The organism is Mycobacterium sp. Soil_C_30 (assembly GCF_057656995.1).
Map to the genome: position 1 here is coordinate 116,300 of NZ_JBDGJH010000016.1, position 22,093 is coordinate 138,392.

Below are 22,093 nucleotides of genomic sequence, written 5' to 3' on the forward strand. Positions count from 1 at the left end.
GCAGCAACCTGGGTTGCTGCCCTCATGGACGTCACGGTGCCGGCGGAGCCGGTGCAGGCGGAGCCGGGAAGATCGGTGCGGCCGGGTCGCCCGCAGGCCCGTCGTACCACCCCGGAGGCGGAGGACCGCTGAGGGGGTGATAGCCCTCGGGCAGAGGAGGCCCGCCGGGTTGCGCCTCAGCCGAGGAGCGCTCCCCCGGGGACGTGGTGGATTCCGGGGCGTTGATCGACACGAATCCCGGTGGCAGCGCCGGCGCCGGGCCCGCGCCCGGCGGCGGTGGCGCAGGCGCGCCGGCGGGGCCACCCGCGAGCGCCCCGACGGGATCACCGCTGCGCGCCGCGCGCCAGATGTCACCGAGATACCCGAACGGGCTCCCCGAATTGCCCTGTCCGTAGACCGGGTTCGCCATCTGCGGCACCGGCGGCGGGCCCGGTGGAGGTGGCGGCGGCAGAACCGGTGCCGGCGGAGCACCCGCGACGGGCTGACCGGGCGGCGCCGGAATGGGCTCGATGGGTTCGGCGGCGGCCTGACCTGCCATCAGCAGCGCGCCACCGGCCAAGAGCACGCTCGCGGTTGCGGCCCGTGCAGCACGGGCGCGTGGCGTCGCGCGGTTGTGTTCCGTCATGAATCCCGGGTGTCCCTCTCTGCCGGCGCCGGCAAGGCGTCCTGAAAGCTCCCAGGACCCGACTTTTCCTGGACAGGCTATCCCGTTGCCTGGTTGGCGTCAGCACATTGCCGGGGGCCGGGCGTCGTCCGAGCCGCGAGGGCATGACGAAATGCCTGCTCAGGTTCAGAACGCTGCGGCGGGCTGTTGCGTCCCGCCTGCGTGAAAGTTATGGTCTATACCAGTCTGTGCGTCTAGGGTTCCGCGGCTTGCGCCGGTCTGGTCCGAGCGTCGCCAGGCGGTCTGCCGTGAGGTTCACCGCCCACACCCATGGGACAAAAACCTAGAGGGGCTCTCGAGTAGATGCTGCCCGGCTCCGGTTGGGCACAACCGCAAGGAGCCCCGTGAACGTCGTTGCCGCAGCGCCTATTACGATCCCCGTGCTGGGTGTGGTGATCCTCGCCGGGTTGTTGCACGCGGGATGGAACGCGGTGGCGCACTACATTCCCGATCGCCGCGCCGGGCTGGCCTTGCTGGCCCTCGCCTATACCGTGGTGACCGTTCCGTTGACTTTCGTGTGCACCACGCCCCCCGCGGCCGCCTGGCCATGGATCATCGCGTCGGGGGTGGTCCATGTGGGGTACGGATTCTGCCTGCTGCGCAGCTACCGACTCGGTGATTTCGGGCAGACCTATCCGCTGGCCCGCGCCGTCGCGCCGCTGCTGGTGGTCGCGGTGGGCGCCCTCGCCCTACAGCAACATCTGCAGCCGCACAGTTGGCTCGGACTGGCATTACTGTGCGGCGGGATCGTGCTGGTGGCCGCCGGCGGTCGCGGTGCTGCGCGGTCAGGCGGGGCCACCACCGCCGCGGTGGCCACCGGCGTCCTGATCGCCACCTACACCGTCATCGACGGGATCGGCGTCCAGCATGTGCCCGACGCCATCGACTACGTGATCTGGATGTTCGCTCTGCAGGGACCCCTGACCCTGCTCGCAGTGGCGGCCATCCGCGGTCCGAGACAACTCGCCGCTGACTGCCGCCCGTATCTCGGCATCGGTGCAGCCAGCGGAGTGGTCTCGTTGCTGGCCTACGGTGCCGTCATCTGGGCCCAGGGCCAGGCGGCCGGTAACACCGGGATCATCGCGGCCACCCGCGAGATCGGCATCGTGTTCGCCGCTTTCATCGGGCGCCTGGTCTTCGGGGAACGGTTGGGTGCCGGCCGCGCTGTGGGCGCCGCAGCCGCGATGGCCGGCATCGTGACACTCAACGTCAGCTGAGCCTCCCCCAGCTGACGCGCGGAACCGGGTAGACCGGAGGCATGACACAGGATCGGACACGGGTGTTGATCATCGGCGGCGGATTCGGTGGGCTGTTCTGCGCCCGCAGGTTGGGCGGCGCCGACGTCGACGTCACGCTCCTGGACCGCGCGGCGTGCCATGTCTTTCAGCCATTGCTGTACCAGTGCGCCACGGGCACCCTGAGCATCGGTCAGATCAGCCGGTCGCTGCGCCAGGAGCTGGCGCACCATCACAATGTCACCACTCTGCTGGGCGAAGCCTGCGACCTGGACCCGGACGCACGTCGGGTCACGGTGCGCCGGCCCGACGGCAGCACTTTCACCGTCGACTACGACGTCCTGGTCATCGCCGTCGGCATGCGGCAGGCGTACTTCGGGCACGAGGATTTCGCGCAGTGGGCGCCCGGAATGAAAACTCTCGACGACGCCGTCAGCGTCCGCCGCCGGTTGTTCGGCGCCTTCGAGATGGCCGAGACGCTTCCGCCCGGTCCCGACCGGGACGCCTGGCTGACCTTCGCCGTAGCCGGGGGCGGACCCACCGGGGTGGAACTGGCGGGACAGATTCGGGAGTTGGCCACCCGCACGCTGGCCCAGGAGTTCCACAGCATCGAACCCGAGGACGCCCGGGTGATGCTCTTCGATGGCGGCGAACGGGTGCTGGGAACTTTCGCCCCGGCGCTGACCGACAAGGCGACGCGCATCCTGGAAGACCTCGGCGTCGAACTGCACCTCGGGGTGCACGTCACGGATGTCCGCCCCGACGGCATCACCGTGACATCGAAAAGCGGTGGCGCTTCGCAGGATTACGCGGCGCGGACCGTGCTGTGGACCGCCGGTGTGGAAGCCGTGCCCTTCGCCCGCCGGGCCGCCCAGGCGCTGGGCGCCTCCACCGACCGCGCGGGGCGCATCGCGGTGGAGGCCGACCTCACGGTGCCCGGTCATCCCGAGGTGTTCGTCATCGGCGATCTCGTGGGCCGGGACCACCTTCCGGGAGTTGCCGAGAACGCGATGCAGGGCGGTCTGCATGCGGCCGCCTGCATCCGAGGCGATCTGGACGGTAAATCTCGCAAACGGTACCGCTACCGGGACCTGGGTTCGGCGGCCTACATCAGCCGCGGACACGCGATCCTGCAGGTCGGCCCGATCAAGGTGGCAGGCTTCCTGGGCTGGGTGGCTTGGGGTTTCATCCACATAGCGTTCCTGACCGGGGTGCAGAACCGGATCAGCACAGTGGCGTCGTGGCTGTCCTCGATCTCGCGGTCCCGTCGCAGCGACCGGACTTTCACCCTGGGCAGCACCACCTCACCCGAGCATCCCTACGACTGGCTGAAGTTGATGCACCCGCACATGATTCAGCGACGCGACGAGCAGGAATCCGCCTGACCCAAAGGCCACCGCAGACCGGAGTCTGCGGTGGCCTTTGGGCTCGAAACGGATCAGTACGTCGGGACGAACACGCCGTTGACCCAGACGCCCCAATGCTGCCAGCCCTCGTCCCACACCTGCGGATTGCCCTGCGCCCACAGCGGGTCAACCGGCTTCGGCGGCGCCCACGCCGGTGGGGTACCAGTGCTCGGCCCGGCCGGCGGCACCGGCGGCGGCGTCCAGCCCGGCTCCGCCGTTGCAGTGGCAGCGCCGACGCCCATCGCTCCCGCGGTCAGCCCGCCCAGCACCGCTGCTCCGGCAAAGACCTGCTTCCATTTCACGGGGACCACTCCAATCCCGGGTCTGCGACGACCCGCATTCGCTACGACAGGGTTCTACTAACCGGATCGCAGCGTCGGTAAACACCTGTCAGCAATGATGGACGGTATGGAGTCGACCCGTGTGGACCGCTGGTTGTGGGCGGTGCGCCTGACCAAGACCCGGCCGGACGCCGCCGAGGCCTGCCGCGGCGGGCACGTCCGCGTCAACGACCGGCCCGCCAAACCCTCGACGATGGTGTCCCCCGGCGACACCGTCCGCGCCCGTCTGGGTGACACCACCCGGATCGTCGAGGTGGTGCAGGTGATTCAGAAGCGGGTCGGCCCTCCCGTCGCCGTGACCTGCTATCTGGATCGCACACCTGCGCCTCCCCCGACGCCCTATGTTCCGGTCGCGGTCCGCGACCGGGGCGCGGGCCGGCCCACGAAACGTGACCGGCGGCTGCTGGACAAATGGCGCGCCGGCCAGATCTGAGTGCGACGATGACGGCGTGACACGTCTCGCCCACGTCCTGGCCCTGCTGGGTGTCATCGCGGTGCCCGTCGTGGGCTGGTTCGTGCAGGACTGGTCGGGCGCCACCACGCTGGCGGTGTACTGGTTCGAAACCCTGGCGGCATGTGTGTTCATCTCGGCCAGGATCCTTGTCCACCAACGCTGGTCACCGCGCCGCGGCCATTTCAGATATCAGGGGCCGAGTTCGGGCGGCCGCAGTGGGCAGGTTGCGTCGTTCGTGTCGGGTTTCGCCCTGGTCAGCTTTGCGTTCACCGCGGTCCACGGTGTGTTCCTGGGTGCCATCCTGTTCCTGTTGAACCACAACGGTTACGGGCAGCTCGCCGCGATCGAGTGGCGCAGTGTGGGCTTCGGTTGCCTGACTGTGGCGCTCCTGCTCGCGTTCGACTTCGCCGTAGACCTGCTGACCTTGCGGCAGTGGACGTTCTGGCAGCTGGAGCAGGTGGCCAACCAGGCCCTCAGCCGCGTCATGGTGGTGCACCTGACGCTGATCATCGGCTTCATCGGGATCGCGGTCACCAACACCTCCTCGGCGTTCTTCGGGGTGTTCGTGGTCCTGAAGAGCCTCGCCGCGCTCAGCGGCGTGGTACCCCAATGGGAACCGGCGGTGGCCCCGAAGTGGCTGAGCAACATCATGAACCGCGTGCCGAATGTGCACCCGGGCAAGAAGTTCGAGGACTTCTGGGCCAAAGACCGTGCCGACGAGCGCGCCCGGCGGGAGCGCAACGAAGAGCCATGGGTGGCCCGCCGAAGCTAGGTGGTGTCGAAATCGGCGGTGGCGGCGTTGTCGCGCTGGGCGGCGAGCTCGATGAGCCGGTTCGACACCGCCTCGGTGACCAGTGACCACGCGTCGGAACCGAGCACCAGCCGTCGCGGCGGGTCATCGTCCTCAGTGGCGCGAATGATGGCTGCCACAGTCTTTTTCGGGTCGTCGGTCATGTCCTCGGGCGCGGTGGGAGGCCGGTCGGCCGGGCCGCCCCGATAGGGTTCGCTGACCGGAACCCGGGTGGCCGCATCGAAGAACCCGGTGCGCACGACGCCCGGTTCGATGAGGGTGGTGCGGATTCCGAACGGCTCGACCTCGACGGCCAGCGAGTCGTAGAACCCTTCGATACCCCACTTGGTCACGTGGTAGAGCGAGAATGCCGGAAACGTGATGTGCCCACCCATGCTGGACATCTGCATCAGGCGGCCGCCGCCCTGTGCCCGCAGATGCGGCACCACGGCACGCGCGAGTTGGATGGAGCCGGTGAGGTTGGTGGCAATCATCTGATCGATCTGGTTGTCGCTGAGGTCTTCTGCGACGCCGAACACGCCGTACCCCGCGTTGGACACCACGACATCGATCCGGCCGAGTGCCCTGAAGGCCTCGTCGACGACGTGGCGCACCGCGGTGGTGTCGGTGACATCCAAGGGCCGTCGCCACAGCCGATCACCGAATCGTGCCGCCAGGTCGTCGAGTTGCTCCGGGCGCCGAAGCGTCGCGGCCACCGTATCGCCGCGTTCGAGCACCTGCTCGACGAGTTCACGCCCCATCCCGCGGGATGCACCGGTGATGAACCAGGTCCTGCTCATGTCACTCCTCCTGTCGGTGTTCTCGACCAACACAACCAGCCCGGCACCGCCAACAATCCATTCGCGGTATGACGGTTGCGAGTGTTAGCCATAACGAATACGCATGGGTACTGTGAGCTGATGGCCGAGCTGAACCTGGAGGGTCTGCGGGTGTGCCGCGAAGTCGCATCACTCGGATCGTTCAGCTCCGCGGCGCGCGCACTCGGGTACTCCCAGCCCGCGATCTCGCGGCACGTGGCCGCGATGGAAGACGCCGCGGGTCACCAACTGTTCGTGCGTGAGGTGCGCGGGGTCAGCGTGACCCCGGCCGGCGCCGTCCTGGTGGAACACGCGGCACGCATCCTGGGTGCCGTCGACACCCTGCGGCACCAACTGGGCGGCCTCGGCGACCGGCTCGCCGGGCGGGTGGCCGTCGGCGCGTTTCCCGCCGCGATGTCGGTCCTGCTCCCCCGCACGGTGGCGCGGCTGGCGACCGAGCATCCCGGGCTCACAGTCGGTCTCGCGGAAGCGTCCACCCCCACGCTGCTGCGTGATCTCCGCACCGGTCGACTCGACATCGCCGTCATCGGGGTTGGCGCCGGACTTCCCGACTATGACCTCGAGGGGCTGGCCACCCACCGGGTGTATGCCGGTGATCTGTGCGTCGCGGTGCCGGACGACCACCGGCTGGCCGGATCACGCGAGGTGGCGGTGGGTGAACTGGCCGGCGAACCGTGGATCGCCGGGACCGGGTCGACGGGTGATCCCCAGTTCGCCGCATGGCCGACCCTTCGCGAGCCGGTGATCCGCTACCGGGTGCGGGCCTGGCCGGCGCGGCTGGGCCTGGTGGCCGCGGGCCTGGGCGTGTGTCTGCTTCCGGAGATGGCCGCTCCGTCGGTGCCGGACGGTGTGACCACCGTCCGTGTCGAGGATCCACAGTGGCTCGGTCGCCGCACCCTGGCGCTCACCCCCACCGATGCCCCCGAGGCAGCGCTGGCGGTGGTGGCGGCGTTACGAAGCGCCGCAAGCGGAATCACCGGCGAATCAGACTGACGGCGCAGCGACCTCGGCCTCCCACCGCGCTCTCCGTTGTTCCTCGGACTGCTCCCACCACGGTGGGTCACCACGTTCGCCGAGCGCCACTTTCGCCGCCTGCACGCCGGCCCTCGAGGAGGGCTCTTCCTCGGTGCCCTTGGTTCGGCGCACCTCTCGGCGCCAGGCCATCAGGATGCGGGTCAGCTCGGCGCGCCTGGCTTCGGGTATGGCCGGATCCGTTGCACGCCAGCGCCGGCCGTCGACGACGATGTAGCGCCCGTCCTCGGTGTGGGTCATGGACACCGGTGTCCTCCTGGGCCTGTGTTCGGGGTCTCCCCGGTGTACCCATCCCGGCGCAGGGAGACTCCTCAGCGCACGACTTGGCGGTGACCTGCATCGAGTCGGCGAGTCCAGCCGCGTCCGTCCAGATGTTCCAGCAGCGGGATCGCGACGCGCCGGGTGGTGTCGAGCGCCTGGCGGGCCTGACTGGTGGTGAACGGCTGAGGCAGGGCGGCCAGCGCACGCATGGCCAACGCCGGAGCCGTCGGCAGCAACACCACACCGTCGCGTAACCGCAGCACCCGCCCGGCCCGTTCCGCGGCGGCCAGCTCACGCGCCCCGAGCTGCAACGCGGCCAGATCGTAGGCTTCCGGGGCGTGAAACGGCGCCTGACGCAACCGGGCTTCCAGCTCGGCGATGGCAGACTCGGCCGGGCCCAGGTGGTCGTCGGCGCCCGGCAACCGGATCCGGCCGTTGTGTTGTTCGAGGCCGGCGCCGCTGATCACGGTATTCAGCAGGGAGATGTCTGGGAGAGCCAGCAGATCCCCGGCCGCCCCCCGCGACAGTCCCCCGGACAACGGGTCTCGCTGCGCCAGCTGCTGCACCGCGGCGTGAAGCTGCTGCTGCCAGGCGGTCAGAGCCGTTGCGTGCACCCACCAATCGCCGAGCACCACAACCTGCTCTGGCACGCCGGTGTGCTCGGTGAGTACACCGAGCCGGCGCAACAGGCTCGAATGCGCCGCACCGCGCCGGGCGATTTCGGTTGCGATGTCGCCGGTGCTGTCCAACCGCGACAACGACACCGCACGACGCGCGCTGTCACCGCGTCGCTGCAAGACCGGCGGGTCGGCGTCGAGAACCTGCGCTCCACCCACCACACGGCGGCTGCCGGGGTCGCGCAGCACCACACGATCACCGGCCACCAACGGCAACGCCTCGTCGAGCGTGAGGCGGGCGTGGTTGTCGTCGAACACACGCATCCTGGCCGGGACGGCCGCAGATCCCACATGCAGCACCACGTGCCCGGGCGCCTCGGACAGGACATCGCCCGTGGTGCGCCGAACGTCGAGAACCCCTGTGCGCAACCATGAATCAGGGGTTAAGAGGGTGTCGCCCCGCCGGATGACCTCGTGGGGCACGCCACGGAGATTCAGTGCAACTCGATTCGTCGGGCCGAGTTCAGAACAGGGGACGCCCCGGCTCTGCACCCCGCGGACGGTGACGGTGCGGATGTCGTTGCGCCCGAGCAGTTGCAGTGTGTCGCCGCGGGAAAGTGTTCCGGCCGTGAGTGTTCCGGTGACGACGGTACCTGCGCCGGCGATGGTGAAGGACCGGTCCACCCACAACCGGACCCGCGCCGTGGGGTCCGGCTCAGGCACTTGCGCCAGCACCCCGTCGAGAGCCGCCCGCAGATCGTCGAGGCCGGTGCCGGTCTTCGCCGAGACCACAACCGCGGGTGCGTCGTTCAGGCCGGTGTCGGCGAGTTCGGCGTGCACCCGGGCCAGCACCTCGGCCACCCGATCGGGGGCCCGGTCGGCTTTGGTGATCACCACCAAACCGTGGCGGATGTCGAGTGCGGCAATGGCGTCACGATGGTCACCGGATTGCACCTGCCAGCCCTCGTCGGCGGCCACCACAAAACACACCACCGGTGCCGGACCGAGACCGGCGAGCGTGTTGCCGAGGAATCGTTGATGACCAGGCACATCGACAAAGGCCACGTCATGTCCGGAAGGTGTTACCGTCCAAGCAAAGCCGAGATCGATGGTGAGGCCGCGGCGACGTTCCTCCTCCCACCGGTCGGGCTCGATTCCGGTCAAGGCACGGATCAGCGTGCTCTTCCCGTGGTCGACGTGACCAGCGGTGGCCACGACGAACCCGCTCACTTCTCGAGCGCTGACCGTACGGCGACCAGCAACCGGCCGTCGTCGGCCTCGGGGATACACCGCAGGTCGATCAGGCACGCCCCGTCGTGCACGCGGGGCAGCACCGCCGGATCCCCCGCCCGCAGCGCCGCCGCGGCGGCCTCGGGTAGCCGAACCGCCCATCCGTGCAGCGGCACACCGGGTGCTCCCCCGCCGCCCACCCGGCCGTCGTGCGCTACCACGGTGGCGCCCACAGCGTCGGCGAGCGCCTGCGCACGCGCGCGCAGCGCCTCCGGGTCGGCGTGCAGTGCAGCAGTCACCGGAGATGTTCCCGCTGTCACGGTCGCCTCGACGGCCGCCAAGGTGAGTTTGTCGGCCCGCACCGCCCGCGCCAGTGGGTGTTTGGCCATCCGCGCCACCACGTCGGCGCGGCCGAGCACGATGCCGGCCTGCGGCCCGCCGAGCAGTTTGTCGCCGCTGGCGGTCACCAGATCGGCACCGGCGCTCAACGAGGTGAGAGCGTCGGGTTCGTCGGGCAGCGACGGGTCAGGCGCCAGCAGCCCGCTACCCAGGTCGGCCACCAGTGGAATACCCTGCGCCGCAGTGATTTCCTTGAGTTCGGGCAGTTCCGCGGCGGCGGTGAACCCATCGACCCGGAAATTGCTCGGATGCACCTTCAGGACACATCCGGTGTCGGGCCCCAACGCGTCGAGATAGTCACGCAGGTGAGTGCGGTTCGTCGTCCCGACTTCGCGCAGTCGCGCTCCGGTGGAGGCGATCAGGTCGGGTAGTCGGAACCCCGCGCCGATCTCGATCAATTCGCCGCGGCTGATCACCACCTCACGGCCGGACGCCAGCGCCGTGGTGGCCAGCACCAGCGCGGCCGCACCGTTGTTGACGATCAGCGCGTCGTCGGCGGCCGGGCAGGCGTCCAGCAGGGCTTGCCGGGCTGCGACGCCGCGTTTGGATCTGGCGCCGCTGGCCAGGTCCAATTCGACGTCGACATACCCGCTTGCGGTGATCAGCGCCTGGACTGCCGCCGGCGCCAAGGGGGCCCGCCCGAGATTGGTGTGCACCACCACCCCGGTGGCGTTGAGGACCGGACGCAGGCTGGTGACCCGATGATCGGCGACCGCCGCCGTCACGGCGGCCGTCACCTGGTCCGGCGCGAGATCGCCCCGGCGCGCCCGCTCCTGGGTGTCCCGCACGAGGGCGCGAACGGCCTGTTCACCCAACGTTGTTCGGGCCGCGCGTACGGCGGGCAGGGCCAGCAGTTGGTCGGTGCGCGGGATCCGCCGGCGCGGGTCGGGCTCGCTCACATCCCTCCTCCGGGCAGTGCTGCGGCTTCTGGCGGAGGCGGACGGGAATCGAACCCGCCAGACCGAGATACTCGATCTCACCGGTTTTGAAGACCGGGGGGACCACCAGGAACCCTGACGCCTCCGTGCTCAAACGTAGTCGGCCCGGCTTCTAGACTTTCAGGGTGACTCGGCTTACTGGCTACGCGCACGGCGGGGGTTGTGCCTGCAAGATCCCTCCCGGTGAACTCGAGGAGGCGGTACGCGGCCTGACCGGGCAATCCGGGGACAACGTACTGGTGGGGCTCGACGACGGCGACGACGCGGCTGCGGTTCTGGTCGGCGACATCGCGGTGCTGTCGACGGCGGATTTTTTCACCCCGGTGGTCGACGACGCCTACGACTGGGGTCGCATCGCCGCGGCCAATGCGCTTTCCGATGTGTACGCCATGGGTGGTCGGCCGGTGGTCGCGATCAACCTGGTGGGGTGGCCGCGGGACCTGTTGCCGATGGAGCTGATGACCGAGGTGCTGCGGGGCGGCCTTGCGGTGGCCTCGGAGGCGGGTTGCCCGGTGATCGGCGGGCACTCGATCGACGATCCCGAGCCGAAGTACGGCATGGCGGTCACCGGCGTGGCCGACCCGTCGCGTCTGCTGCGCAATGACGCCGCGGAGGTGGGTCTGCCGTTGACCCTGACCAAACCGTTGGGTGTCGGCCTGCTGAACAACCGCCACAAGCAGACCGGCGAGGTGTTCGAGGAGGCCATCGCCTCGATGACCGCGCTGAACCGGGAGGCCGCCGAACTGGCCGTGGCCGGCGGGGTGCGCGCCGCGACCGACGTCACGGGTTTCGGATTACTGGGACACCTGTACAAGTTGTGCCGGGCCTCGGGTGTGGGAGCGGTGATCGACCGCGCCGCGGTGCCGGTTCTCGACGCGGCACGGGTGGCGCTGCGCGACGGGTATGTCTCGGGCGGGACCCGGCGCAACCTCGACTGGGTGCGACCGCACCTGACGACCGGCGCGGAGGTGTCCGAGGACGATCTGCTGGTGCTGGCCGACGCGCAGACCTCGGGCGGGCTGCTGGTGGTCGGTGAACTGCCGGGTCATCCGGTGATCGGGCAGATCGTGGCGGGTTCGGGTATCGAGGTGCGGTGAGTAGGTTCACCGGTGCTATGCCGGGGCGCAGCTGAGGGTCACGATGTCGCCGTCCAGCGGAGACGGCGGCAACCGTGGGCTGCGTCGGTCCCGAGGGTTTCGGCGCAACGGAAGTACCCGACACAGCTGAGGGCGCTGACCTGCCCTCTGCTGCCAGCCGACGACGACCGTCAGGTGCGTCTGGCCATAGCTGCGTGATGAGGTGCGCTGATCAGGTGGCGGTGGTGATGGAGTCGCCGGTCTGGCCGGCGGCGCGGCGGGCTGCGAGCCTGCGCTTCTGCGGTTCGATGGTGTAGCGCGGATCCCGGGCCGATTCGAGACCGGCCTCGAACACTCCGAAGCGGGTGAGCGCCGAGGCGGTCATCAACGCCAGCCCCGATGCTGCTGCGACGGCACGGTTGCGGCCGCCGAAGAGTGTGCCCAGTCCGCCTGCGACAACCAGTCTTTCGCTCCATTTCAACATTCGGCCGGGTGCGCCGTGGTGCAGCGGTTCGGCGGTCACGGGGTCCATGTTGCGTTCCATCACCTTCATCGCCACCAGGTCGCCGACCACACCCAGGACGGCAAGGCGGCGGGCGGGTCCGGTTTCCGAGACCGGCGTGGTGATCATCGCCAGACCCGACGCGGCCAGACTTGCCGAGCTGACGAACACGAACGGCAGGTGGCGGTGCCCGGCGTTCCAGGTGGGAGTGGCAGTGTCGGCCAGCAGCACCGCCGTGTAGACCCCCAGCGGTGGGGCGAGCGCGGCCGCCCCCAGACCGGCGGGACCTTCCACCGCCTGCAGCACACCGCGCAGCGGCCCCAGCGGTAGCCGCTCCCCCGTCATCCGGTCGATCTCGGCTACCGCCGCCACGCCCGCGCCGGCGCTGAAGGTGGCCAGGATCCACGAGCCGACACTCATCGGTGAGGTCAGCTTGATGGTGCGCAGCATGTTGACGAACCGTTCGGGACGGCCCAGGTCGGCAACCAGTGCACCGGCGCTGAGCGTCACCGCCGCCAGCGCCGACAACCGGGCGTTGCGCCGCAGCGTCGGCCGGCCCGTCAGTTGGGCGCCGGCCCCCAACAGCCCGGAACCGGCAGCGACGCCGCCGAGGAACAGGTAGGCGGCCACTTCGTGTCCCCACGGTGCCGGCTTGACCACGGGACGCCCGTAGTACGAGGTGAATTCGACCTCGGGCACCATCACCGACTCGTCGCGGCGGCCGCCTTTGCCTTGGCGTCTCCTGCGGCGTCTGCCGCGCGCGGGCTCCGGTGGCCGCAGGCTGTCGAACTCCGAGGTGCTCACGAGCCACCCTTCCAGAACGCGAACGCCGCTGCGGCGAACATGCCCGCACCGGCGACGGCCGCCCGTTTGAACATCGACACCAGATCCGCGGTGGGCACCCGCGGGTCCGGCGGCAGACCGTACACCTCGGGTTCGTCGAGCAGCAGGAAGATCGAACCGATGCCGCCCACTCCGTCGTTCTCGTTGGCGCCGTAGAGCCGCGCCTCGGTCTGCCCGCGGGCATGCAGCAGCGCCACCCGTTCCCGGGCCTGGGCCACCAGGTCGTCGTGGTCGCCGAACTTGATGGATGTGGTGGGGCAGGTCTGTGCGCAGGCCGGGGTCTGGTCCTCGATCAGCCGGTCGTAACAGAGCGTGCATTTCTGCGCGACGCCCCTCACCGGTTCCTTCTCTGCGGCATTCGGTCGTTGCGCATCGGAGCGCTGCGCCGGTGGGGTGTACGTGCCGTCCTTGCGCCGCTCCACCACACCGAACGGACAGCCCGCCACGCAGGTACCACAGCCGTTGCACACATCGTCCTGCACCACCACGGTGCCGAACTCGGTGCGAAACAGCGCCCCCGTCGGGCAGACATCCAGACACCCGGCGTGCGTGCAATGCTTGCACACGTCGGAGGCCATCAGCCAACGGAACTCAGGGGTGTCGGGGATCTTCGTCTCCGCCGGCGCACCCACGGCGGGCATGCCCAGGCCGATCAGCTGCCGGCCCGATTCGCGTGCCTCGTCGATCCGGTCGCGTGTCTGCTCGATGAACGCCACATGCCGCCAGGTGCTGGCCCCGAGCTGGCCGGTGTTGTCGTAGGACGAGCCCAGGATCTCGAGGTCACCGTCGAGCGGGTTGCGGTTCCACTCCTTGCACGCCACCTCGCAGGCCTTGCAGCCGATGCAGATCGACGTGTCGGTGAAAAATCCCTTGCGCGGCTTGGGATCCGGCCACCGCGCGTCACCGGTGGGATCGGTAGGTCCGGCCAGCTGGCCCATCAGCCCTCCCTCGTCGGGTCGGTGATCGTCGTCGGTTCGGTGAGCCGGGTATTGCCGGTTTCCGTGGTGATACCCGCCCGCGACTGATACTCCTCGATCAACCTCAGCATCGCCTCACCCTGCGGGCGGCGGCCGGGCTGGATATCGCAGGAGCCGGCTTTGGATTCCTGGATCTGCACATTGGGATCCAGCGTCAGGCCCAGCAGGTCATTGGCGGCATCACCACTGACCACCGCGTCGCCGCCGACACCCCAGTGATACGGCAGACCGATCTGGTGCACGGTGTGGCCGCCGATGAGAAGCGGTGTCATCCGCTCGGTGACCAACACCCGGGCCTCGATGGCCGCGCGGGGCGACACGATGGTGGCCCACCCGTACGGCTCGAGCCCGCGCTCGGCTGCCAGTTCCGGTGACACTTCGCAGAACATCTCCGGTTGCAGCTCAGCCAGATACGGCAACCACCGGCTCATCCCACCGGCCGTGTGGTGTTCGGTGAGACGGTAGGTGGTGAAGACGTACGGGTAGACCTCCACCCCCGGTTCCCCGGCGCTCGGTGCGCTGAGATTGTCCTTGCGCGGGAACATGATTCGCGACGGGCTCTGTTGCTGCGGGTACAACGCGTTGGCCACCGGCGACTCCTGTGGCTCGTAGTGCGTCGGGAGCGGCCCGTCGATCATGCCCTTGGGCGCGAACAGCCAACCCTTGCCGTCGGCCTGCATGATGAACGGGTCATCCCCCGAAAGCGCCGCCGAGCCACCCAGATCCGGGTCGGGACGTGCGCTCGGGGCCCGGTCCAGCGGGAAGTCGGGCACGTCATCACCCACCCAACGGCCCATTTCCTCATCCCACCAGATGTAACGCTTGCGCTCGCTCCACGGTTTTCCGTCCGGGTCGGCGGAGGCACGGTTGTAGAGGATGCGGCGGTCGGCCGGCCATACCCAGCCCCATTCCCGCTGAGCACGCGTCGGCCCACCCTGCGGTACCCGCCGGGCGGACTGGTTGACACCGTCTTGGAACACCCCGGAGTAGATCCAGCAGCCGGCAGCGGTAGACCCGTCGGCCCGCAACTCGGGAAAGCCGGCGACCAGCTTGCCCGCGTCGTCCCCGGTCAGGTGCCGGCCGTTGATCTCCGCCAATACCGCCTCACCGTCGGGTTCACCGTGCTCGTCGACGGGATAGTCCCAGGTGAGGTCGAGCAGCGGACGGTCCCGCTGGTCGGTAGAGCCGGCCAGCCGCGCCCGGATACGGTGGCCCAGTTCGATGAAGAACTCCAACTCGCTCTGGCAGTCACCCGGCGGATTGACGGCCTTGTGCCGCCACTGCAGCATGCGCTGGGTCTGGGTGAACGTGCCCGCTTTCTCGACGTGGGTGGCCGCCGGAAAGAAGAACACCTCGGTCTGAATGTCCTCGGTCTTGAGTTCACCCGAAGCGATCTCGGGGCCGTCCTTCCACCAGGTGGCGGACTCGATCATGTTGAGATCGCGCACCACAAGCCATTTCAGGTGTGACATGCCGAGGCGTTGCATCCGGCCGTGCGAAGAACCGACCGCGGGGTTCTGCCCCAACAGGAAGTACCCCTCCACCTCGTCGTCGAGCATGGCCATGACGGTCTGGTACGTGCCGTGTGGGCCGGTCAGGCGCGGCAGATAGTCGTAGGCCCAGTCGTTGTCCTCGCGGGCGGCCTCACCCCACCACGCCTTGAGCAGGCTGACGGTGTAGGCGTCGGCGTTGGCCCAGAAACCCTTCTGCTTCTTGGAACCCACTTGTTCGATGTAGTCGGCGAACGTGTTGTGCGTGCCGGCTTTCGGCATCGGGAGATAGCCCGGCAGCAGGTTGAACAGCGTCGGGATGTCGGTGGAACCCTGGATGCTGGCGTGCCCGCGCAACGCCATGATGCCGCTGCCGGGGCGGCCGACATTGCCCATCAACAACTGCAGAATGGTTGCGGTGCGGATGAATTGGGCGCCGAGGGTGTGCTGGGTCCAGCCCACCGCGTACGCGAAGCAGGTGGTGCGCTCACGGCCGGAGTTCTCGACGATCGAGTCCGCCAGGTAGTGGAAGTCCTGCACCGTGATACCGCACACGTCGCGCACCATCTCCGGGGTGTAGCGGGAGTAATGCCGTTTGAGGATCTGGAACACCGTGTGCGGATCCTGAAGGGTCTCATCGCGTTTGACGCGGGCGTGTTCCAGCGCGGGTCCGGCGTTGCCATGGGCGTCACCCGCCGCCCGCTCGGAGGCGTTCGCGCCGGATTCATGCCCCCCGCCGGGCTGTTCGATGGTGCCGTCCCCGTCGTCGTGACCCTCCTCCTGGTAGGCCCACGACGACATGTCGTACTGCCCGGTCTCCGGGTCGAAGCCGGAGAACAGACCGCCGAGATCCTCGGTGTCCTTGAAGTCCTCGTTGATCAGGGTCGCGGCGTTGGTGTAGGCGACCACGTACTCCTTGAACCACAGGTCGTTGGTCAGCACATGGTTGATCAACGCACCCAACAGCACCACGTCCGAGCCGGCGCGGATCGGAATGTGCTTGTCCGACACCGCCGATGTGCGGGTGAACCGTGGATCGACATGGATGATCCGGGCACCGCGCGAGCGCGCTTCCTCCACCCACTGGAAGCCCACCGGATGGCACTCGGCCATGTTGGAGCCCTGGATGATGATGCAGTCCGCGTTGGCCATGTCCTGCAGTGACTGGGTGGCGCCGCCGCGCCCGAAGGAGGTTCCCAGACCGGGAACCGTGGCGGAGTGTCAAATACGGGCTTGGTTCTCGATCTGAACGGCGCCGGCGGCGGTGAACAACTTCTTGATGACGTAGTTCTCTTCGTTGTCCAGCGTCGCCCCGCCGAGTGCGGCGATCCCCATGGTGCGGCGCAGCAGGTTGCCCTTCTTGTCGATTTCCTGCCAGGCGTTACGGCGGGACTCGATGAACCTGTCGGCCACCATGTCGATGGCCTTGTCGCGGTCGATGCGCTGCCACTCGGTGGCACCGGGCGCGCGGTAGAGCATGTGGATCTGCCGTCCCGGCGAGTTGACCAGCTGCTCGCTGGCAGATCCTTTCGGGCAGAGCCGTCCCCGCGAGATCGGCGAATCGGGATCACCCTCGATCTGCACCACCCGTTCGTCCTTGACGTACACCCGCTGTCCGCAGCCGACGGCGCAGTACGGGCACACGCTCTGCACCACGCGGTCCGCCGTGGCCGTACGCGGAGTGGCCGCACGCGTGCGTTTGGACGTCACCGCAGGTCCCCGTCCCAACAGATCGCCGGACTTCAGTTGCCGCAGTACCGGCCACTCGAGGAAGAACTTCGGGGCTGCCATGCCCACAAAGCTACTCTGCGCACCTGCTCACCTCCCATGCGTCGCGCCCGGATTTCGCGACGTGTCGAAAGGCGATCGGTGTCCTTGACGGCGGGCGAGCGCGCGCATTGACTCGAGACATGAGTCAGCAGTTACAGGCCGAACTGCGAAGAGCCGCCGAAGACGGCGACGAATCCGCCGGCACCGCCCTGAGCGACCGGCCGATCCGGGAGCGGCTCGAAGCCGCGATCCTGGCGCTGGCCGTCCACCGCGGTCCCGACAGCAGTACCTGCCCGTCGGATGCCGCCCGCGCCGTCGGGGGTGATGATTGGCGCTCCGTGATGGACGACGCGCGGGAGATCGCGCGGGATCTCGCCAGGTCCGGCGACGTCGAGATCACGCAGCGCGGCGAGGTGGTGAACCCGGACGCCGACTGGCACGGGCCCATCCGAATTCGCATCACGCGGCGCTGAGCTGGTTACTGCGCGCGGCATTGGGTATCGAACCGAACATGACGTCGCCAGAGCCGACAGACCGGCAGTCCGAGGAGAGCACCGGCGAGACCGAGGTCCCGCCCGCCAATCCCGCTTATGCGACCCCTCCGCCCGAGGGTCTGCCGGACGCCGACACCGACACCGACACCTAGACCAACACCTAGACCAACATGGCGAGCCGAACGGACCTCAGCCCGCGCGGGCCGTGACCGTATCGGGCTCGTCGTCGTGAACCGACTTCAGCGTGCCGTGCGGATGGTCCGAGGTCTTCTCCGACCGCAGGTCCACCGGCAGGTCACGTACGTCCACCATCCGTCGCATCCAGAGTCGGGCGGGTTCTTCGACCACGTGATACAGCAGCGCCGACGCCAGCAGGGCGCCGAGCACCAGCCCCGCGACCACCGCCTTGGCCCACACACTGGGCACCAGGACGATCTCGAACTGGAGGACCGCCCAGTTCCAGGCGGTGTGGATGATCTCGTGGACCATGTAGAGGCTGAAGGAGATGTGCCCGAGGTAGACCATGGGCCGCAGTGCGAGAAACGCGGGCAGGCTGCCCGCGCCGATCGCCAGGGCCACCACCAACGGCACGAACAGCACGTCGACCAGTCCGGCAGCGTCGTAGATCCTTGGATTGGGATGTGCGTCGAACCAGTAGAGCAGGCCGATGATGCCCGCCGTCAACAGCAGTGCCGACCACCCGGCGGCCCGCCGCGACCGGTCGCCGAGCCGCAGTTTGCGCACCGCGGCGCAGGCCAGCGCGCCGGCGATGAACTGCATGACGATGCGCGGTAGCCAGCTCCACGGGGTGTAGAAGAATCCGCTCGCCAGCAGCAACAGCGTCGGTGGCAGCGAGGCGACGACGGCCAGGACCAGCAAGCCCCGTCCACGGGTCACGTGCCCGATCCGGTAGATCACCAGAACCACGGCCCCGAACAGCAGATAGGCCAGCCACTCGGCGCTGATGGACCAGGCGGGCCCGTTCCAGCTGGTGCCGTCGAAGAACGGTTCGAACCAGAGCTGGAGGAGGAAGAACTGCCGCAGGTAGTTGCCCGCGGTGAGCTCGCCGGCAGCTTCGGAGGGAATGTGGCCGACGTACAGCGTGAAGATGATCCACAGTGCCGCCAGGTGCATGGTCACCAGGTAGATCGGCCAGACCCGTGCCAACCGCAGCCACAAGAATCGCAGCGTGGACTTGGTGGACCACCGTGGGCCCATCTTGTCCAGGTAACTCCAGGTGAGCACGAAGCCGCTGAGGATGAAGAACAGGTCGACGCCCTGGGCGCCGCTGTTGAGGATCGGCGCCAACGCCGAGCGGAAGCCGGGCGCGGCCTGCTCGAGCAGCGGCCGGAAGTGGAACAGCACCACCCACAGGGCAGCCACGATGCGCAGGCCGGATAGGGCTTTGATCTCTCCGGTGCGCACAAGACTCTTTCGTGAGGGACTCTGCCGATTACGTTCCGTACTGGTGAACGACGGGGTGGCACGCTCTGCGCAACAACACCCGACAGTGTTTGGAGGTTACCAGCGCGGCCGGGCTCTGGCGGTGAGCCAACGCCTGTGAGGGTGCTGCGAGCGGCGTTTGTGGCGGACATCACCGCTGTTCAGGAGCGGTATGACGACAACCGGCCGGCCCGCCGCGCGCCCGGGGGTGTCGGTCAGCCGCTCAGCTGGTCGGAGCGACCGGCCGCCAATCGCGACCACTGCGCAGTGGGGCGGCCGTCGGTGCGGAACTGCTGGCCGGCTGTCTCGATGGACCGCGGCCACCCGGCAGGTGAGTCCTCCCAGGTTTCCTGGCGGCCATAGACAGTCAGGTCGAGCAGGTGATAGCTGGTACCGCCGGCCTCGGTGCCCCGGCCGGTGTTCCAATACGTTTCGAACACCCGCTCACCGTCACGCAGATAGGCCGCGTACGCACCGAAGTGACGACCGCCCAGCAGCGTCGCGGCCGACTCGCCCCGCAGCGAGTACCACGGCATCTGCCACCCCATGAAGTCGCGATACCGGGCGCTCTCGTCGTACGGGCCCTGGCAGAACGTCGCGTAGGTGACGTCGCGGCTGTGGAGATAGGACAGTTCGGTGGCATGCCCGGTGAAGAAGGTGCAGCCCTCGCACTGCTGCGCGGCGGGCTTGCCGTCGTGCCACATGTGCAGATACACCAGCAGTTGGCTACGGCCTTGGAAGACCTGGTGCAGCGACACCGGGCCGTCGGCGCCCACCAGGGTGATGTTCGCGTCGACTTCGACCATCGGGAGCCGGCGCCGGGCCGCCGCGATGGCGTCACCCTCGCGGGTATGGGCCTTCTCGCGCTCCAGCAGCTGATCCAGCTCGGCCTGCCAGGCGGCCCGGTCGACGACGGCGGGCAGTGGGCGGTGTGTGTCGATGTTTCCCATACAGACACAGACCGATGGGCACACCGAAAGTCACCGGTCTAGTTGCCGACCCCGTTCAGCAGATCGTTGTCGGTGAAGGCGCCGCGGTATTCCGCGGCCGGATGCGAATCCGGCAACCGGTCACCGCGGCCCAGCAGCTTGTGACGCAAGGTGCCGGACTTCTCGGTGGCGATCAGGCCGCGCTCACGCAGCGTCGGGAACAACCGGTCCGCGACTTCCTGGAAGGAGCCCGGGACGGTGGCGTGGTAGACGTTGATGCCGTTGACGCCGGCCTCGCGCCACTCCTCGAGGTAATCCGCGATCTCATCCGCGGTGCCGACCACGCGGTTGGCGCCCTCCATCACCCAGGCGAGGTCGCGGATGGTGGGCTCGTCGTTGCCCGAGGACTCGGCGGCCCAGCGGGCGTAACTCTTCACCCCGGTGAACTCCCCCAACTCGCTCAGCGGCGTGTCGAGCGGGTGACTGCCCGCATCGATACCGGCATCGCCGAGGGCATGCAGCGCGATGCCCTCCAGATCGAGGTACCGCTTGATCTCGTCGTTGCGCCGTACCGCCTCGGCGTGAGTGTCACCGATGACGAACGACAGACCCTGGGCGAAGGTGATGTCGTCGGGGTCGCGGCCGTTCTGCACAGCCAGGGCCCGGGTCTCGGTGGTGAAGGTGTGCGCGGCTTCGGGGTTGGGGCTGCTGATGTAGACGCCCTCGGCGTTGCGGGCCGAGAACAGCTGCCCCGCGGGCGACGAACCGGCCTGGAACAGCACCGGGGTGCGCTGCGGCGACGGTGAGGAGAAGTGCGGGCCTTCGACCTTGTAGCGCTTGCCGACGTGGTTGATCTTGTGGATCTTCGACGGGTCCGAGTGCACACCACGCTCTTTGTCCTGCACCAGGCCGTCGTCGTCCCACGATCCTTCCCAGAGCTTGTAGGCGACCTCGACGTATTCGTAGGCCCACTCGTATCTTTCGTCGTGCGCGAGCGTGCCCTCATGGCCGAAACTGCGGAACATGTTCTCGTTGAAGCTCGTCACGATGTTCCAGCCGAGGCGGCCGTCGGTGTAGTGATCCAGCGACGACATCCGGCGCGCGAAGTCGAACGGGTGGTCCTGGATGATCGAACTGGTGAACACGATGCCCAGGTTCTCGGTGGCCGCGGCCAGCGCCGAGGCCAGCACCGAGGGGTCGTTCACCGGGATCTGGATGCCCGCCTCGACGGCCTTGCGCCAGTTGCCGTTCCACGTCTGACGCAGACCGAAGACATCGGCGAAGAACAGCAGGTCGTAACCGGCCTTGTCCACGGCGGTGGCCAGCGACGTCCAGTGCCGCAGCTCGTTGAACTTGTGGTTCTGCGCTTCCGGTGCCCGCCAGAGCCCATGCAGCACATGGGACGCGGTGTTCATGACGAACGCCGAATAGTACAGCGGGCGTTTGGAATCCGTCACTGGCCGATCGGTCCCAGCGTGTCGCGGATCAGCGGGTTGTCGGTGGTCTCCAGGAACTCGGCGATCTTCGGGTCCTGGAACGTCTCGATGAGCTTCTGCACGTTCGGCTCGTCGAGGTGCTTGTTGCTCACCACGAGCCCACCCTCGCTGCCCTTCGGTGCGGGATGCCGCGCCAGGATCTGCTCTTCGGTCAGACCCGCGGCGTACACGTCGGAGATGTGGACGGTGACCGCGTCGACATCGGCAAGGCTGCGGGCCAGCTGACCGATGGGCACCTGGACGAATTCGTAGTTCTTCGGGTTGGACTCGATGTCACCGAGCTGCGGCAGACCCTCGATGGTGTCCTTACCCGGCTTGAGGGTGATCTGGCCAGCCTCGGCGAGATCCAGCAGGGCGATGGCCTGGCCGGCGGGGTCGTCGCGCAGCGCGATACTTGCGCCGTTGGGCAGCTCATCCCAGCTGCGGTAGTTGTTCGAATAGGTGGCCTGGTCCCAGGTGAACGTCGGTGCGGCCAGCGTCAGTTCGAAGCCGTTGGCGGCGATGGCGTCATTGAGGAAGGGCTGGTGTTCGAAGAAGTTGCCCGCCACGTTGCCGGCGTCGACGGCGCGGTTGATCTCGATCAGGTTGTCGATCTGGACCGGTTCGATGGTGATGCCGTGATCAGGAGCCACGTCCTCGGCGATGAATTGCAGCAGGTTCTCGGCGGCGATGTCGGTGCTCCACGTCGCGACCTTGAGGTTGGTGCCGAACGGCTGGTCCGAGTTGGACGTGTTGGCGTACACGATGCCGCCGACGATCGCGACGACGGCGACCACCGCGCCCGCGATCCACGGCCACCGGTTCTTCTTCTTGATCTCGAGGTCGACGCCACCGGCGCCCGACGTGCTGGTGTCACTGGTCATGATT

21 protein-coding genes and 1 tRNA gene are annotated in these 22,093 nt (G+C 68.3%); 8 read left to right on the plus strand and 14 right to left on the minus strand.

Translation table 11 applies throughout. The features are described 5' to 3' along the window. Nucleotides 1–31: 31 nt before the first annotated feature. A complete protein-coding gene (locus AC3A6P_RS25335; protein WP_487694716.1) occupies nt 32–625 on the minus strand; it encodes a hypothetical protein in 594 nt (197 codons plus the stop codon). Between the two features lie 383 nt (nt 626–1,008). Here AC3A6P_RS25335 and AC3A6P_RS25340 point away from each other — a divergent pair, with 383 nt between their 5' ends. Together AC3A6P_RS25340 and AC3A6P_RS25345 are read left to right on the plus strand one after the other, a co-directional pair. Continuing rightward, nucleotides 1,009–1,881: an EamA family transporter gene (locus AC3A6P_RS25340; RefSeq protein WP_487694718.1), complete on the plus strand. Its 873-nt coding sequence runs from the start codon at nt 1,009–1,011 to the stop codon at nt 1,879–1,881. 41 nt (nt 1,882–1,922) lie between these two features. Further along, nucleotides 1,923–3,284, plus strand: a complete 1,362-nt coding sequence (locus AC3A6P_RS25345) for an NAD(P)/FAD-dependent oxidoreductase (protein WP_487694719.1) — start codon at nt 1,923–1,925, stop codon at nt 3,282–3,284. A 53-nt stretch (nt 3,285–3,337) separates the two neighbouring features. Here the strand turns inward: AC3A6P_RS25345 and AC3A6P_RS25350 are convergent, their stop codons facing one another. Beyond that, on the minus strand, nt 3,338–3,607 hold the full coding sequence (locus AC3A6P_RS25350) for a hypothetical protein (protein WP_487694721.1): 270 nt from the start codon (nt 3,605–3,607) through the stop codon (nt 3,338–3,340). Nucleotides 3,608–3,713: 106 nt separating this feature from the next. Between AC3A6P_RS25350 and AC3A6P_RS25355 the strand changes: the two genes are divergently transcribed. Both AC3A6P_RS25355 and AC3A6P_RS25360 read left to right on the plus strand, forming a co-directional pair. After that, nucleotides 3,714–4,079 carry an RNA-binding S4 domain-containing protein gene (locus AC3A6P_RS25355; protein ID WP_487694722.1) on the plus strand — a complete coding sequence of 122 codons (366 nt, stop codon included), beginning with the start codon at nt 3,714–3,716 and terminating at the stop codon, nt 4,077–4,079. A gap of 16 nt (nt 4,080–4,095) precedes the next feature. Continuing rightward, nucleotides 4,096–4,872 carry a DUF6498-containing protein gene (locus AC3A6P_RS25360; RefSeq protein ID WP_487694723.1) on the plus strand — a complete coding sequence of 259 codons (777 nt, stop codon included), beginning with the start codon at nt 4,096–4,098 and terminating at the stop codon, nt 4,870–4,872. Here the strand turns inward: AC3A6P_RS25360 and AC3A6P_RS25365 are convergent. After that, a complete protein-coding gene (locus AC3A6P_RS25365) occupies nt 4,869–5,690 on the minus strand; it encodes an SDR family oxidoreductase (protein ID WP_487694724.1) in 822 nt (273 codons plus the stop codon). The two genes, AC3A6P_RS25360 and AC3A6P_RS25365, sit on opposite strands and share 4 nt — an antisense overlap. A 120-nt stretch (nt 5,691–5,810) precedes the next feature. Here AC3A6P_RS25365 and AC3A6P_RS25370 point away from each other — a divergent pair, with 120 nt between their 5' ends. Then, a complete protein-coding gene (locus tag AC3A6P_RS25370) occupies nt 5,811–6,722 on the plus strand; it encodes a LysR family transcriptional regulator (RefSeq protein WP_487694726.1) in 912 nt (303 codons plus the stop codon). Here AC3A6P_RS25370 and AC3A6P_RS25375 read toward each other — a convergent pair. The 4 genes from AC3A6P_RS25375 to AC3A6P_RS25390 form a co-directional block, all read right to left on the minus strand. Next, entirely contained in the window at nt 6,714–7,001 is a 288-nt protein-coding gene (locus tag AC3A6P_RS25375) for a hypothetical protein (RefSeq protein WP_487694727.1), read from the minus strand. The two genes, AC3A6P_RS25370 and AC3A6P_RS25375, sit on opposite strands and share 9 nt — an antisense overlap. A 71-nt stretch (nt 7,002–7,072) precedes the next feature. Beyond that, the gene (gene selB, locus AC3A6P_RS25380) at nt 7,073–8,869 is read right to left on the minus strand and encodes a selenocysteine-specific translation elongation factor (RefSeq protein WP_487694728.1); all 1,797 of its coding nucleotides are present in this window, start codon (nt 8,867–8,869) and stop codon (nt 7,073–7,075) included. After that, nucleotides 8,866–10,167, minus strand: coding sequence for an L-seryl-tRNA(Sec) selenium transferase (gene selA / locus AC3A6P_RS25385; protein ID WP_487694729.1), 1,302 nt, complete (start codon nt 10,165–10,167; stop codon nt 8,866–8,868). The genes selB and selA overlap by 4 nt, the downstream gene beginning before the upstream one ends. A gap of 29 nt (nt 10,168–10,196) precedes the next feature. Next, a tRNA-Sec gene (locus AC3A6P_RS25390) sits at nt 10,197–10,292 on the minus strand. A 39-nt stretch (nt 10,293–10,331) separates the two neighbouring features. Here AC3A6P_RS25390 and selD point away from each other — a divergent pair. Continuing rightward, the gene (gene selD / locus AC3A6P_RS25395) at nt 10,332–11,303 is read left to right on the plus strand and encodes a selenide, water dikinase SelD (RefSeq protein WP_487694731.1); all 972 of its coding nucleotides are present in this window, start codon (nt 10,332–10,334) and stop codon (nt 11,301–11,303) included. A 211-nt stretch (nt 11,304–11,514) separates the two neighbouring features. On the opposite strand, the gene nrfD is transcribed toward selD, so the two are convergent. Genes nrfD through fdh form a run of 3 tightly spaced genes read right to left on the minus strand, consistent with a single transcriptional unit; the run spans nt 11,515 to nt 16,885 of the window. Further along, nucleotides 11,515–12,588 (minus strand): NrfD/PsrC family molybdoenzyme membrane anchor subunit, encoded by a 1,074-nt coding sequence (gene nrfD, locus AC3A6P_RS25400; RefSeq protein WP_487694733.1) that lies wholly within the window; start codon nt 12,586–12,588, stop codon nt 11,515–11,517. Next, nucleotides 12,585–13,565, minus strand: a complete 981-nt coding sequence (locus AC3A6P_RS25405) for a 4Fe-4S dicluster domain-containing protein (protein ID WP_487694734.1) — start codon at nt 13,563–13,565, stop codon at nt 12,585–12,587. Before AC3A6P_RS25405 ends, nrfD begins: the two co-directional genes overlap by 4 nt. After that, nucleotides 13,565–16,885 (minus strand): formate dehydrogenase, encoded by a 3,321-nt coding sequence (gene fdh / locus AC3A6P_RS25410; protein ID WP_487694735.1) that lies wholly within the window; start codon nt 16,883–16,885, stop codon nt 13,565–13,567. The genes AC3A6P_RS25405 and fdh overlap by 1 nt, the downstream gene beginning before the upstream one ends. Nucleotides 16,886–17,004: 119 nt before the next feature. Here fdh and AC3A6P_RS25415 point away from each other — a divergent pair, with 119 nt between their 5' ends. Together AC3A6P_RS25415 and AC3A6P_RS25420 are read left to right on the plus strand one after the other, a co-directional pair. After that, nucleotides 17,005–17,337 carry a DUF3253 domain-containing protein gene (locus tag AC3A6P_RS25415; protein ID WP_487694736.1) on the plus strand — a complete coding sequence of 111 codons (333 nt, stop codon included), beginning with the start codon at nt 17,005–17,007 and terminating at the stop codon, nt 17,335–17,337. A gap of 38 nt (nt 17,338–17,375) precedes the next feature. Then, nucleotides 17,376–17,510 carry a hypothetical protein gene (locus AC3A6P_RS25420; RefSeq protein WP_487694738.1) on the plus strand — a complete coding sequence of 45 codons (135 nt, stop codon included), beginning with the start codon at nt 17,376–17,378 and terminating at the stop codon, nt 17,508–17,510. 37 nt (nt 17,511–17,547) lie between these two features. Here the strand turns inward: AC3A6P_RS25420 and AC3A6P_RS25425 are convergent, their stop codons facing one another. The 4 genes from AC3A6P_RS25425 to AC3A6P_RS25440 all read right to left on the minus strand — a co-directional run bounded on the left by AC3A6P_RS25425 (nt 17,548) and on the right by AC3A6P_RS25440 (nt 22,089). Then, nucleotides 17,548–18,783 carry an acyltransferase family protein gene (locus tag AC3A6P_RS25425; RefSeq protein ID WP_487694740.1) on the minus strand — a complete coding sequence of 412 codons (1,236 nt, stop codon included), beginning with the start codon at nt 18,781–18,783 and terminating at the stop codon, nt 17,548–17,550. A gap of 233 nt (nt 18,784–19,016) precedes the next feature. Then, entirely contained in the window at nt 19,017–19,751 is a 735-nt protein-coding gene (locus AC3A6P_RS25430) for a DUF899 family protein (protein WP_487694741.1), read from the minus strand. Between the two features lie 38 nt (nt 19,752–19,789). Beyond that, nucleotides 19,790–21,145 carry an NtaA/DmoA family FMN-dependent monooxygenase gene (locus tag AC3A6P_RS25435; RefSeq protein ID WP_487694776.1) on the minus strand — a complete coding sequence of 452 codons (1,356 nt, stop codon included), beginning with the start codon at nt 21,143–21,145 and terminating at the stop codon, nt 19,790–19,792. Nucleotides 21,146–21,183: 38 nt separating this feature from the next. Then, entirely contained in the window at nt 21,184–22,089 is a 906-nt protein-coding gene (locus AC3A6P_RS25440) for a MetQ/NlpA family ABC transporter substrate-binding protein (RefSeq protein ID WP_487694742.1), read from the minus strand. Nucleotides 22,090–22,093: the final 4 nt, after the last annotated feature.

Coding starts and splice junctions, on each gene's coding strand:
- AC3A6P_RS25335 (WP_487694716.1), bottom strand. CDS start 625: ATGACGGAACACAACCGCGCGACGCCACGCGCCCGTGCTGCACGGGCC.
- AC3A6P_RS25345 (WP_487694719.1), top strand. CDS start 1,923: ATGACACAGGATCGGACACGGGTGTTGATCATCGGCGGCGGATTCGGT.
- AC3A6P_RS25420 (WP_487694738.1), top strand. CDS start 17,376: ATGACGTCGCCAGAGCCGACAGACCGGCAGTCCGAGGAGAGCACCGGC.
- AC3A6P_RS25430 (WP_487694741.1), bottom strand. CDS start 19,751: ATGGGAAACATCGACACACACCGCCCACTGCCCGCCGTCGTCGACCGG.
- AC3A6P_RS25355 (WP_487694722.1), top strand. CDS start 3,714: ATGGAGTCGACCCGTGTGGACCGCTGGTTGTGGGCGGTGCGCCTGACC.
- AC3A6P_RS25415 (WP_487694736.1), top strand. CDS start 17,005: ATGAGTCAGCAGTTACAGGCCGAACTGCGAAGAGCCGCCGAAGACGGC.
- AC3A6P_RS25375 (WP_487694727.1), bottom strand. CDS start 7,001: ATGACCCACACCGAGGACGGGCGCTACATCGTCGTCGACGGCCGGCGC.
- AC3A6P_RS25370 (WP_487694726.1), top strand. CDS start 5,811: ATGGCCGAGCTGAACCTGGAGGGTCTGCGGGTGTGCCGCGAAGTCGCA.
- AC3A6P_RS25405 (WP_487694734.1), bottom strand. CDS start 13,565: ATGGGCCAGCTGGCCGGACCTACCGATCCCACCGGTGACGCGCGGTGG.
- AC3A6P_RS25365 (WP_487694724.1), bottom strand. CDS start 5,690: ATGAGCAGGACCTGGTTCATCACCGGTGCATCCCGCGGGATGGGGCGT.
- AC3A6P_RS25435 (WP_487694776.1), bottom strand. CDS start 21,145: ATGAACACCGCGTCCCATGTGCTGCATGGGCTCTGGCGGGCACCGGAA.
- AC3A6P_RS25440 (WP_487694742.1), bottom strand. CDS start 22,089: ATGACCAGTGACACCAGCACGTCGGGCGCCGGTGGCGTCGACCTCGAG.